This is a genomic window from Paenibacillus phytorum, from assembly GCF_013141715.1.
In the GTDB taxonomy this organism is placed as follows: Bacteria; Bacillota; Bacilli; order Paenibacillales; family NBRC-103111; genus Paenibacillus_E; species Paenibacillus_E phytorum.
Window position 1 is genome coordinate 97,031 of the sequence record NZ_WHOA01000197.1, and the last position, 12,901, is coordinate 109,931.

Below are 12,901 nucleotides of genomic sequence, written 5' to 3' on the forward strand. Positions count from 1 at the left end.
ATTTTTTTACTCACTATAGGTTTGCTTCCAGCCTGTTAATCTCTTCTCTAGCGTAACAAGTAGGTAATTAATGATTAAACCAATAACCGAAATAGAGATAATGCCTGCGTACATATTCGTAATTTGAAAGCTGAACTGTGTGTATTGAATTAAGTAACCGAGACCGGACTTCGCACCGACCATCTCAGCGGCAACGAGCACTAGAATAGAACCGGCTCCAGCCTGCCGAATGCCTACGAAAATAGTCGGAGTTGCAGCAGGGATAATCACTTTGCGAAACAAGCTAACTGGCGATAAACCCATCGAACGAGCTGATTTGATCAAAAGTGGATCGACATTTTTGACACCGCTAATGGTGTTCAATAGAAGCGGGAAAGTGCAGGCATAGAGCACGATGGCAATCTTCGAGGTTTCACCAAGTCCGAGTAATAGGATGAAAACCGGAAGTATGGCAAGTGCGGCCGTATTTCGCAATAATTCGAGCAAGGGATTGAGATATTCCGATACGGGCTTCCACCAACCGATGGCGAGACCAAGAGGGATGCTGATGAGGATTGCCAGCGTAAATCCGCCCAAAGAACGCGATAAGCTGGCTATTGTATGCTCGGTAAGATCACCCGATAGCAGCAACTGCCACCAAGCAGCCGCTATTTCGGAAATCGGAGGGAAGAACGTTCGATCAACGAGCCCTATACGAGGCGCCACTTCCCATACGAAAAGCAAGGCCACGATGACAATGGCATTTTTGAACAGTTTTCTTAGCTTCGCTAAGGACCATAGGGCGACATCAAAGCTTTCTTTTTCACGAAGAACCAGGGCTTTCCCCGCATTCACACTAGCCATTAATAACGCCTCCTTTTAACGCAGATTTATTGTGCTCAAAGCCATCCAAGCTCTTGGCTATCTCTTGCTCCTGGGCTCTCGTTACTTCGTCTTTAAGCAAATCCCACACCTCATGGCGCAGCTTGACGAAGTCAGGATGGGATCGCAAATCTTCTTCACTTCTGCGTGATTCAAAAGGGATATCAATGACTTTCTTGATTCTTCCTGGACGAGAGGTCATTACAGCGACACGCTGGCCTAAATAAACCGCTTCTTCAATGCCATGCGTGATGAAAATGATCGTTTTTTGGGTAGCCTCCCAAATACGCAGCAGTTCGCTTTGCAGGGTTTCACGTGTTTGCGCATCAAGCGCAGCGAAGGGTTCATCCATCAACAGCACTTCAGGATCGTAGGCCAAGCTTCTGGCGATCGCAACCCGCTGTTTCATGCCTCCTGAAATCTCATGGGGATAACGGTTTTCGAAGCCGGCAAGCCCAACCAGATGAATGAACTCTAGGGCAATTTTACGTCGTTCTTTGCGACCCACCCCTTTGGCTTCGAGACCAAACTCCACATTCGCAAGCGTCGTCTTCCACGGAAAAAGCGCATACTGCTGAAACACGATACCGCGATCCAGATTCGGTCCTGTAATGGCCTTGCCGTCTAACAAAATCTGCCCACTGCTTGGCTTCGTTAAACCCGCAAGTAAGTCGAGCAATGTTGATTTGCCGCAGCCGCTAGGGCCTACGATGACCATGAACTCGCCTTTCTTCACCTCCAAATTGATATCCTTTAGGGCGGAAATAGGCTGTAAATCTTCTTTCAAATGCCCCAGGTTTCGTTGGATTCGAAACGATTTCTGCACATGCTGAATGCTTATTTTAGCTGTCATTTGCAGCACCTCCTTAACGGTTTCATCATTCATAAACTGGCTTCATAAGCAGTTACTTTTTCTCATTTACAAAAGGATTGAATTCATTCGTGTACAGACCTTTGATCTTTAATTGTCCCTCTTTAAGTACGCCTTCGTCCTCCAGCCAATGGATCCAAGTATCGAATTCCTTGTCAGAGATCAAGCCGCCTTTACCGGCAACACCGGTGCTTTTCCAAAACTTCACAGTAGAAGTATCTTCTTTTCTGCCTCTGGCGTTAATGATTTTCTCATATCGAGCAACAACTTCATCCCGTGGTGTTGTGCGAGCCCACTCAATAGCTTTGGCGGTTGCTTCGACAAATTTACGCGAGGCATTCAGATTCGCTTTGATGAATTTATCGGTCAGCACATAACTGCCGGCACTAAAGGTGCCAAACAGATCGATATCCTTAAACAAAGGGTGAATGCCGCCGCGCTCCAGCGCTTTGTCACGCAGCACACCGCCTAGTGTGGCTACATCGATTTGTTCTGCGCGCAGCGTCTGTTCCGTTGTGACCGGCGGTACGACAACAAGCGTCACTTGCTTGATCTCCTCCGTCGTTAGGCCGGCTCTGTGCAAGTATTCCTTTATGACGAATTCATGATGAGCCTAGTGTATTCACTGCAATTTTCTTACCAATTAAATCCTTTGCAGATTTGATGGGGCTGCCATCCAAAACGTAATATCCCGTCCACGTATTCTCATCGACACCATAATAAGCAATAACTGGCTTAATCGGAGCTTTGGCAGATATCAATTTCACGATAGCCCCATTAAAAGCTCCGCCAAAGTCGGTATCCCCTGTAACGACGGCTTGAATATCTTGCGGACCGCTAATCGTGTTGCCGATAAATTTCAGCTTCAATGGAGCTAAGTACCCCAGATCATCAGCTAATTCTGGAAAAGTAACAGAGCCGACACCTCCTTGATAACGAAGCTCCGTTACTTCGGGTGCGCCGCCGCTCGCAGATGCCGTCGTCTCTGTTTTGCCGCAGGCTGTCAATAGGAGAGAGGAAGCAAGAAGGCATACGATGGCTGTCGTGGAGCTTTTTTTAGCAAAATGAATCATGATCAAATCCCCCTAACGATAATTTGCTTTCGTTGATTTCTAACCAAGTTATCTCCAGAGGCCCGGTCGTAAATTATATAATTCCTATAGACTTACTATGAATATATTTCTATAATGAAATATAATCTCAGCCCAGTGAACTGTCAATGAATTGGAAACACATGAACATGAATGACGATGAATGACCATCTTAACCCCGGCAGGAGGCGCGATGACCATGACCAACCAGCGATTCAACCTCATTTCTTTGCATGATGCGATCGATTTGCTTGGTGTAAGCCGATCCACCTTTGACAGATGGCGTAAATTAAAGCAGCTTCCTTTTGTGAAAATAGGGAAAGAGATCTTAATTGATAAGAATGAACTGGAACAGTGGGTTCGTCATCACTCTTTTAGCCTACAGAATCCGGCACTTGCTTCAGGCGCCTCAACAACCGTCACTTCTAAGGAGCTGCCCACGATAACGGTTGGTTATCAAAGCGGAACGGCCCATATGTGGACAGCGCTCATCATGAAAGAGCTTGGCTGGTTGGAGGAAGAGCTCATCTTAGTAAATCCTAGCCGTTCTGTGCATGTAAAATGGTTTGATGCAACAAATGGAACGTTGCTGCTGCAGGGATTGATTGGGGGCAGCATCCAGATTGCTTCCTTGGGAGACTATCCGATTGTACTTAGTCAATCACTGAGTCAGACGCTGCCTGCATTTCGCCCTATTCTCCTCGCCTTTGACGGTAAAACCTCCGGTGGGCAAGGGATTTCACTCGTTATGCGCAAAGGGCTGGAGATCACCGATATTTCGGAGATCTGCCAGTGGCCGCTTTCATCGGCAGCGCAATCGAGTGCGGGTTATCGTTTATCGAAGCTGCTTCAATCGCTTGGAGGTCATGAGAATCATTTTGAACATAAAGAAATGGATGAATGCATGGCGGGGATCGTGAAGCGGAAGCTTGCCGGAAGTGTCATGTGGGAGCCGTATATCAGCTTGACTCAATACCATGGCGTAGGTCAGGTGCTTTTTCCAGAGGGAATGGGGGAGAATTATTTAACGGGAATTGTTGCTGATGAGAATTGGGCGCGACATCATGAAGGAGACGCAGTTGCTTACTTAAAAGCACATGTTAGGGTCCACACGTTTATCCGTAATCATCCTCGTGCAGCTGCCGAGCTTATTTCCCGGGCCAAAGGAATTCCTCCAGAAATTACAGCACGTATAATCGCCAAAGTAAGATGGGACGCTGCTTTTTATTCGAAAGACATGAACGTTCTACAGCAGCTATCACTTCCTTTATCCAAAGAAATCTGTTTCAAAGGTGAATATTTGCAATTAGCCATTAAGGCATTAAAGCTGCCCCTTGTGAGCTGCGATCCGTTGGAAGGGGATTGGGCCTTGGAGCAGTTGTACTGAATGCAAAGAGGCTTTCGCTTCGCTTCATTTCGGTATATAGTAAAAAAGAATGGAAGTGTTGAAAGGAGTGCCGAATGCTTACAACAATGCGAGATGAACAAAATGGCATTTTCCCATCCGTATGCTCACTGGATTGTCCAGATCAATGCGGTTTGCTGCTTCATAAAGAAGCTGGGAAGATCGTTAAAATAGAGGGAGACCCCAATCACCCGGTAACACAAGGGGCTATTTGCAATAAAGTCCGCAACATGACGGCTCGTATATATGATGAAAAAAGACTGCAATATCCCATGAAGCGGGTGGGTCCTAAGGGTGAAGGCAGCCAGTTTGAAAGAATTACCTGGGAAGAAGCGATCGAAACCATAACAAGTCGGTGGAAGCAGCTGATCGAGGATGAAGGCGCAGAATCTATCTTGCCTTACAGCTTTTATGGCAACATGGGGCGGATTGGGACGGAAGGGATGGATCGTCGCTTTTTTAATCGGATGGGAGCAAGCCGGCTGCTTTATTCGATCTGCGAATCAGCAGGCACAGTAGGCTACAAGTATACGATGGGAGGCAGCTTCGGGACAGATCCAGAGGATACGGTTCATGCCAAGCTGATTATCATGTGGGGCATTAATGCGGTCAGCACGAATATGCATCAGGTTATGTTGGCTGAAAAAGCCCGTAAGAATGGCGCGCAAATCATCGTGATTGACGCTCATAAGAACCAAACAGGCCGCTGGGCGGACTGGTTTATTCCGATTTTGCCAGGAACAGACGCTGCCCTTGCTCTCGGAATCATGCATATCTTGTTCGCTGAGAATTTGGTTGATGAAGCTTTTATGCAGCAATATACCGCTGGGCATGAGGAGCTAAGGGAACATGTGCGTCAATATGATCCTTCTGTGGTATCTACAATAACGGGCGTCCCTGTGGAAGATATCTACCGCTTAGCTCGCTTATACGGTCAGACTTCGCCATCTTTTATTCGAATTGGAAACGGCATTCAGCACCATGATAACGGTGGTATGTGTGTGCGGACCATAGCTTGCTTACCAGCATTAACGGGGCAGTGGCTGCATAAAGGCGGCGGCGCGATTAAAGGAAATGGCAGCTATTTGGAGCACAATATTCCCGCCTTACAGCGACCCGATTTGCGGAAGAAGGAAGCTCGACAAATCAATATGAATTTACTCGGGAGCGCCTTGCTGGAGCTTGATCAGCCTATTCATTCGCTTTATGTGTACAATTCCAACCCAGCGTTAGTTGCTCCTCATGCGAATAAGGTTAGGGAGGGACTTCAGCGGGAGGATCTGTTTACCGTGGTTCATGATTTGTTTCTGACCGAAACAGCGAAGTTCGCTGATATTGTGCTTCCTGCTACGTCCTCCTTTGAAAATACGGACTTTTACCGCTCCTATTGGCATCAATATGTGCACCTTCAGCTTCCCGTCATGACTCCTTATGGGGAAAGCAAAGCGAATGTGGATGTGTTTCGATTGTTGGCGGCGGAGATGGGCTATGAGGATGAAGCTTTGAGGGATACTGATGAAGCTTTGATTCGCCAAGCTTTGGATCATCCCGGAAACCCAGCTCTGAACAACATATCGTATGAAACACTGCTCGAAAAACAGTTTATTAAGGCGGATGTTAAGCCATTATTCCCTGGGGAATTAAAGACACCGAGCGGGAAGATCGAGCTGTATTCTCATGAGATGGAGAGTAAAGGATTCCCGCCACTTCCGACATATACGCCACTTGTGGATGAAGGGGACCTGCCATTCTTGTTCGTTCCGGCACCGAATCATAACTTCTTGAATTCGACGTTTGCGCATAACGAGAAGCATATCCGAATGGAGAAAACGCCGAAGCTTCATATGAATGAGGCGGATGCGTCCGCATTAGGCTTGGTCAGTGGCGATGTTGCCCGTGTTTGGAATGATCGCGGAGAGTGCGAATTAGTCGTAGCGGCTGGCTCGGATGTGCTGCCAGGCGTGGTTGTGAGTCAAGGGCTTTGGGCGGATTTGTCGGGGAACAAAGCTTTGGTTAACGCGCTCACGCCAGACCGAGTAGCCGATATGGGCGGCGGCGCTACGTTCTTCTCAGGCCGTGTGCGGGTGGAGAAGCGCGAAGTAAACTGAATCCTTAGGCGCTTCGCCGCATAAGGTAATTCAGGAGGTGATGACCTATGTCATTACAGCACAAAGCGTATGGCTGGATCGGAAGTCCAGTAGGTGTATCCCTAATGGACGGGACTGGTGTTTCAGGTATTCTATGCAGTATTCAAGGTGGGTCTATTTATATAATTGAATATTTATACCACACCCAATTTACTACAAAACATTATGCCTTCAATCAAATCCGAGATATTCTACCATTCCCGCAATGCCCTCAGCCTCAACCGCCGGTGCACCAACCGAAAATCTTTATATTAGTTTAAAAGAAGAAGATACCGAATGCCGATCCCCATGGATCGGTTTTTTCTTTTTAGCTACGTAGGGCAATCCCTCCTTTGAAGTGAAAAGCGGACTGCTGCTAGTTTCAATTTAGTTCCTCGATAACTCCCCTGTTGTTCCATGATCTAGATGGAGCGAAAGTGGAGAGACGTCTGAAAAGGACAACTGTCGAGAGTAGGTAAGTTAGAGGGTTTGAAGCCTAAGAGGGCAGAAAAGGCTGTCTCGGAGGCCCAGATGGAGCGAAAGTGGAGCGAGACGTCTGAAAAGGACAACTGTCGAGAGTTGGCAAGTTAGCGGGTTTGCAGCCTGAGAGGGCAGAAAAGGCTGTCTCGGAGGCCCAGATGGAGCGAAAGTGGAGCGAGACGTCTGAAAAAGACTTCTCAACTGTCGAGAGTAGGTAATTTAGAGGGTTTGCGGCCTGAGAAGGCAGAAAAGACTGTCTCGGAGGCCCGGATGGAGCGAAAGTGGAGCGAGACGTCTGAAAAAGACTTCTCAACTGTCGAAAGTAGGTAAGTCAGCGGGTTTGCAGGCCTGAGAAGGCAGAAAAGTCTGTTCGGGAGGCCAAATGTAATAAGTGCAGCTAAATCTGTCAAGATCAGCGTTTTCACGAGAAATGATGCATATAGATAGTGCATCAAATTTGGCGTTTACCTACCCTTTTTTGCTCGAAATGCTGATATTTGCTGCACAAAATGCAGTTATTCTTGCCAGAGGAGACAGCATCATTTAATTTTGCTGCACTTTTTGCAACTAAGTCGCACGAGGATTGCCGCTAAGACGCCAAAATCCTAATAATACCCTCTAAGACCTAAATAAATGACAATAAAATTAGCTTGAAAGAGAGTATGATGATGGTCACAAGGTATTTGTATGCGCTTACATATATATTTCAAACTATTAAACAGAATAAGGAGCTTGTTGACATGAAAATTCATCTCATTCAAAGAAAGCTAGCCATGATGTTAATGATTTCAATGGTTTTCTCATTACTCCTCATCCCTTCGCCAGGGAAAGCGACTGATGTTGAGGTTGATGTAGCTGCCCTGCTGCCTACAGCGGATGCGGCTATCGCTATGGACACTACGAATGCAGCAATCGCAAATACGAACTTTGATACCAAAACGAGCTCCACGACTGGTATTTACAACATTTTATCCAGCAGCACGGTCAAAAGACAGGCTTACTATAAATTTAACGTGGCTGCGGTTTCGGACAGTGCATACAAGTATTATTTGCAGGTCTCAGCAAAACGGGGGAGCGGTACAAATGACGTGGACACAGCTTTACAAGTGTTCGCTCAGAGCGATACGACATGGCAGGAAGCAGCAATTACTTGGAATACAGCCCCTCAAACAGATCTGGCTCAATTAGCTCAGCTCGGGCAAATTACAGTAACTCAGCCTAACACGATATCCAAGCCGGCTCTATATACGGTAGACGTGACCAACTATGTAAGACAGCATTTATCGGATGGTGCAGTATCCTTTGTTGTCGGTGATTCACAAGGCTTAGGCAGATCCGTTAATGTGTATTCCAAAGAAACGACGGCGTCCAATCCTAAGCCGCAGTTAGTGGTGAAACGCGTAGTACAAGGTGATAATACACCACCTACTTGGCCATCAAACGCTGCCTTAAAGTCAAGCAATCTGGGAACGGACTTTGTCCAATTAACCTGGCCAGCAGCTGTAGATGATACCTTAGTAACCAACTATTTGGTCTATCAAAATGACTCCGTTCTTTCTACTGTTTATGGCAGTACGTATTATAACATCGAAGGCTTAACACCAAATACGAGTTATACCTATAAGATTATCGCCGGAGACGCGGCTGGGAACTATTCCTCGACCCCATTGACTTACACCGCGACAACGTTAACTGCTCCTATTACTCCCCTACAGGTTGTGGAAGTTAATGCTAGCAGCAGCGATGGTAATGTTGAGAGCAATACGCTGGATAACAATCTATACAGCCGTTGGTCAGCTTCTGGCGATGGTCAATATGTGATGTTTGACTTAGGGCAAACGAAGAGTATCGGGTACGTGGGCATAGCTTTTTATAAAGGAGATCAACGTTCTACCCTTATCGATATTCAAACTTCAAATGACGCTACAACATGGACGAATGTGTTTAGTGGCAGCAGCCGCGCGAATACGGTTAACATGCAGGCATTTGATTTCCCGGATACCAATGCACGCTTCCTACGAGTAGTCGGACATGGTAATTCGGATGGAAGTACGTTTACCAGCTTAACGGAAGTGATGATTTATGCACCATTTTTATTCGGAGATACACCGGTAGCCATTGTTCCGAATATTACGCCTACGGCTCCCCCAGGCACAGTTCCTTTCACGAAGGCTGGCTTGACGAAACCAGATGGTTCCGAGCATGCCAAGCATACACCTAACGCTGTAACGGGAAATACCATTAATGTGGTAGATTATGGCGCCGATCCTACGGATAATGAACAAGATGACCGGATAGCTATTCAAAATGCCATCAATGCTGCCACTTTCGGCGATGAAGTCTTTTTACCGAATGGTGTGTATAACTTAAAAACGTCGCCTGATGGGTTTATTAACATAAAACTCAAATCCGGAGTGAATGTAAGGGGAGAAAGCCAAACTGGCACTCTTTTGAAATCAAGTATTGACGATGTCAAGAATAGTTCTGTCTTGAAATCGTCCAATCAACACGATATTGTCGTTTCGAACCTGACAGTAACCTCAACTTGGAATCGTACATTTTCCTTAGAGCATGCTACGAATAATCCAGAGGCCGGGGGACCCGACAGTATGATTGCCATAGCGAACTATGGCGAGAATCCGTCCTATAACGTGACCATTGATCAGGTTACTGTTGAACGGTTTAGACGGATGGCGATTCGGATTGAGAACAGTCATGATGTCGTAGTTCGCGGCAGTACATTCCGCAATGCAACCGATCTCGGTGGCGGCGGAGCTGGCTACGGAACATCCATTCAAGGAATGCCGAAGGTCGACAGGCTCGGTTTTGATAATGATACGTATTGGAATGTGGTGGAAAATTCTACGTTTGAAGGGCCGTATTTGCGTCATGGATCCCTCATCCAAAATGTAGCGCACAATAACGTTCTGAGAAATAATCACTATACCAATACCAAATTGGATGCTATTGATCTTCACGGTGAGCTCGAGTACCTGAACGAAGTTCACGGGAATACGATCGAAAACATCTTCACCGGCGGTGGCATAGGTCTTGGAAACACAGGTGGTACAGCGCCAAGTAACCATAGCAAAACGGGACCTAATAACTACATTCATGACAATGTCATTCGAAACTCACGTGAAGGCATTGTCGTTACGATGGGTACGCCAGATACATTGATCGAGCATAACACAATTGAAAACACAACAACTGTCAATAATGGCGTTGGGATCAACATTTTAAACGGACCAGGTACTAGGATTATCAATAATCTAATTCGCAATAATACAGCGGGCAATTACTGGGGAATTCTGCTCGAACACGATAACGGTGACCAAAATGCCAATAGTGTAGGACAGGGAGATCCTCAAAACGTACAAATTACAGGGAATACGCTAACAGGAAATACGAATGGGATTCAGCTGCAGGCAGGCTCAAACATTACGGTCAGTAAGAATTTCTTAAACAATATCGGGACCAATTATGAAAAGGCAGCTGGTGTGACGGCTACGGGAATATGGCCTTCAACCGACAATACCTTAAGCAGCTTGACAATCAGAGCAGGTACATTAAGTCCTGCATTTGATTCAGCTGTAACCGAATATACGTCAAGTGTGTCTAATGAGATAGCTCAAATCAGCATCCATCCAACGGCGGCAGACAGTCAAGCGAAGATAACAGTGAACGGAGCATTAGTTGTAAATGGAGAGGCTTCCAATGACATTCGGCTAAATGTCGGCGAAAATAGGATCGACATTACTGTTACGGCCGAAGATCATTCTACAAAGACTTATCGACTGACAGTAACTCGGCTGTTATCAAACAATGCGAATCTAAGCAGCTTGACGATTAGTGCGGGAACATTAAGTCCGGTATTCGGAGCGAATGTAACAGCATACACGGCTTCGGTGTCAAATGGAACCAGTAAGATCACCGTCACGCCAACTGTTGCAGACAGCCGGGCAAAGGTAACGGTAAACGGAGAAGTAGTTGTAAGTGGAGCAGCATCTGATGTTATTCACTTGAAAAAGGGTGAGAACACGATTGAAGTTCAGGTGACAGCTGAGGATACCTCCACTAATATATACAAGCTCATTGTGATGAGAGGCAGCGAAAAGGAAAAAGACAAGGCCAAATAAAGCTATTAAATGATCAAGAGTCGGCGGGGTCTCCCTCTCGACTCTTTACTCTGTGCAAAAGGCAAAGGGATTTCGCATCAAGAATATACGGTAGCGGGCGTGGCTGCAGAAAGCAGCAGCGCGCCCCAATTGGCAAGGGAATGGCTGCAATCTCCCGACGAATTAATTGCCACATCCGGATGGAGTACTTATGCAAACTATATTAGTATCACACCCGATGAGAAGCTCGACCTTCACGAAATTGCGCAGCTTTTGGAGCAAGTGAGAACTACGATTCACGCGGAAAGAAATCGTGTTAGATATACAATGAACACCTTCGTTATTACGGTGGGTGCGTATTGTTTTCCTCTATTTGAAGCTGCGACGGAAGTAGCTAATGAGATCGGCAAGGTTCATGTCGACGTCGGTCAAACGGCTTGTAAAGTACCGCTCGCGAGTGAATATATTCATAAAGTGGAATCGATGGGCCGAGTAGGAACGAAGAAAAAGACGTGTATTTGTTAAAAAAGAGTTTATCAAGGCTATGACTGAACGGCAGTGTAAGATGCCGCTTCGGTTGCAGCCTTTTTTAACATTTTTTCCCCTGTTAAAAAAAGGATAACGCTTACCCTTGCAGAAACATTGAAGGTGTGGATAGAAGGGAGCGCAGTGTCAGCTATGTTATTAGAAAAATTATTTTTGAACATCCTTATCGTCCTTGCTCCTGTCTTATTACAGAGTGTCTTTGGAGATCGATGGCGCAATGATCAGTCACCGATCGTGATGGGCTTGCTTTATGGAACAGCCTCCTCACTTTGCTTATTATTTTCTTACTACGAACTTGATTTGTACTGGGACTTACGTTATGTTCCCCTTATAATTTCGAGCATTTATTGGGGACCCTTAGCAGGTTTTACTAATTATATTATGATATTGCTGATGCGTACGTATCTTGGTGGCGATGCGCTTATTTTTGGCTATATCAGCATGACACTCAGTTTTATTATCCCCTTTGTAGCTTCTTACAAGATCAAAGAATTAACAGGAAGTTCACGAATAAAGGCAGCTATATTGGTCTCGTTAAGTCCGTTACTGGTTATGCTGCTCATTTTAATGAGCTATGTGTCTCTTTACAAAGGTTTTGAATCGTTTGATCTTGCTACTATTCCTGCTATGATATCATTTGGTATACTCCTAGTTTTAGGAACCTGGTTATCATCCTTGCTGCAAGAAATACATGAAGAGCGATTTAAAATGAAAGTTCAAATTCAAAAAGCTGAAAAAATGAAAACGCTTGGCGAGTTAGCTGCATCCATCGCACATGAGGTTCGTAATCCGTTAACTGTTGTTCAAGGGTTTCTGCAGCTTATGCGCCCGAATGAGCAAGGGAAGAATCAACAATACCTGAATATTGCCATGGAGGAGCTAGCGAGAGCAGAATCGATTATTAATGATTACTTAAATTTTTCCAAGCCGAAACTAACCAAAATAGAATCTTTTTCATTTTCTGACGTATTAAACAACATTATTGTGCTTCTAACGCCAATGGCGATGAAGAATGGTGTTGAGATTACTGTCAATCTTGAGGATCATATTTATATCTTTTCGGATCGTGGACAATTGCAGCAAGCCTTGGTGAATGTGATTAAAAATGCCATTGAAGCGACGCCGGCCAACGGAGAGGTGCAGGTAAGCTTAAAAAGATTGGTTGGCCGAGCCGAAATCAAGGTTATTGATAATGGTAAGGGAATGACGAAAGATCAGCTCTCTCGTATCGGTAATTTGTTCTATTCGACGAAAGATGTTGGAACGGGATTAGGGACAGCCGTTAGCATTCGGATTATAGAAACGATGAATGGGGAAATGAACTACGAAAGTGAGGAAGGCGTCGGTACGACTGTCACAATTACTTTGCCTTTGTAAGGGTCATACCATTTTAAGTGACAGAT

General features: G+C 45.6%; 7 protein-coding genes and 2 pseudogenes. 6 read left to right on the forward strand and 3 right to left on the reverse strand.

Features of this window, described 5'->3' with window-relative positions:
• Window positions 1-6: 6 nt before the first annotated feature.
• The 3 genes and pseudogenes from GC098_RS27880 to GC098_RS41745 all read right to left on the reverse strand — a co-directional run bounded on the left by GC098_RS27880 (window position 7) and on the right by GC098_RS41745 (window position 2,805).
• Complete coding sequence (locus GC098_RS27880) at window positions 7-843, reverse strand: ABC transporter permease (protein WP_171646460.1); 837 nt, start codon at window positions 841-843, stop codon at window positions 7-9.
• Window positions 836-1,714, reverse strand: coding sequence for an ABC transporter ATP-binding protein (locus tag GC098_RS27885; protein WP_171646461.1), 879 nt, complete (start codon window positions 1,712-1,714; stop codon window positions 836-838). The genes GC098_RS27880 and GC098_RS27885 overlap by 8 nt, the downstream gene beginning before the upstream one ends.
• A 52-nt stretch (window positions 1,715-1,766) precedes the next feature.
• A pseudogene (locus tag GC098_RS41745) lies at window positions 1,767-2,805 on the reverse strand (ABC transporter substrate-binding protein).
• Window positions 2,806-3,022: 217 nt separating this feature from the next.
• Here GC098_RS41745 and GC098_RS27895 point away from each other — a divergent pair.
• The 6 genes and pseudogenes from GC098_RS27895 (at window position 3,023) to GC098_RS27920 (ending at window position 12,875) form a co-directional block, all read left to right on the forward strand.
• The gene (locus GC098_RS27895; protein ID WP_171646462.1) at window positions 3,023-4,210 is read left to right on the forward strand and encodes a helix-turn-helix domain-containing protein; all 1,188 of its coding nucleotides are present in this window, start codon (window positions 3,023-3,025) and stop codon (window positions 4,208-4,210) included.
• Between the two features lie 74 nt (window positions 4,211-4,284).
• Complete coding sequence (locus tag GC098_RS27900) at window positions 4,285-6,336, forward strand: molybdopterin-containing oxidoreductase family protein (protein ID WP_171646463.1); 2,052 nt, start codon at window positions 4,285-4,287, stop codon at window positions 6,334-6,336.
• 47 nt (window positions 6,337-6,383) lie between these two features.
• The gene (locus GC098_RS27905) at window positions 6,384-6,635 is read left to right on the forward strand and encodes a hypothetical protein (protein ID WP_171646464.1); all 252 of its coding nucleotides are present in this window, start codon (window positions 6,384-6,386) and stop codon (window positions 6,633-6,635) included.
• Between the two features lie 939 nt (window positions 6,636-7,574).
• On the forward strand, window positions 7,575-10,973 hold the full coding sequence (locus tag GC098_RS27910) for a cadherin-like beta sandwich domain-containing protein (protein WP_171646465.1): 3,399 nt from the start codon (window positions 7,575-7,577) through the stop codon (window positions 10,971-10,973).
• A gap of 81 nt (window positions 10,974-11,054) precedes the next feature.
• A pseudogene (locus tag GC098_RS27915) lies at window positions 11,055-11,477 on the forward strand (DNA alkylation repair protein); the annotation flags it as partial.
• Window positions 11,478-11,630: 153 nt separating this feature from the next.
• Complete coding sequence (locus GC098_RS27920) at window positions 11,631-12,875, forward strand: ATP-binding protein (RefSeq protein ID WP_171646555.1); 1,245 nt, start codon at window positions 11,631-11,633, stop codon at window positions 12,873-12,875.
• Window positions 12,876-12,901: the final 26 nt, after the last annotated feature.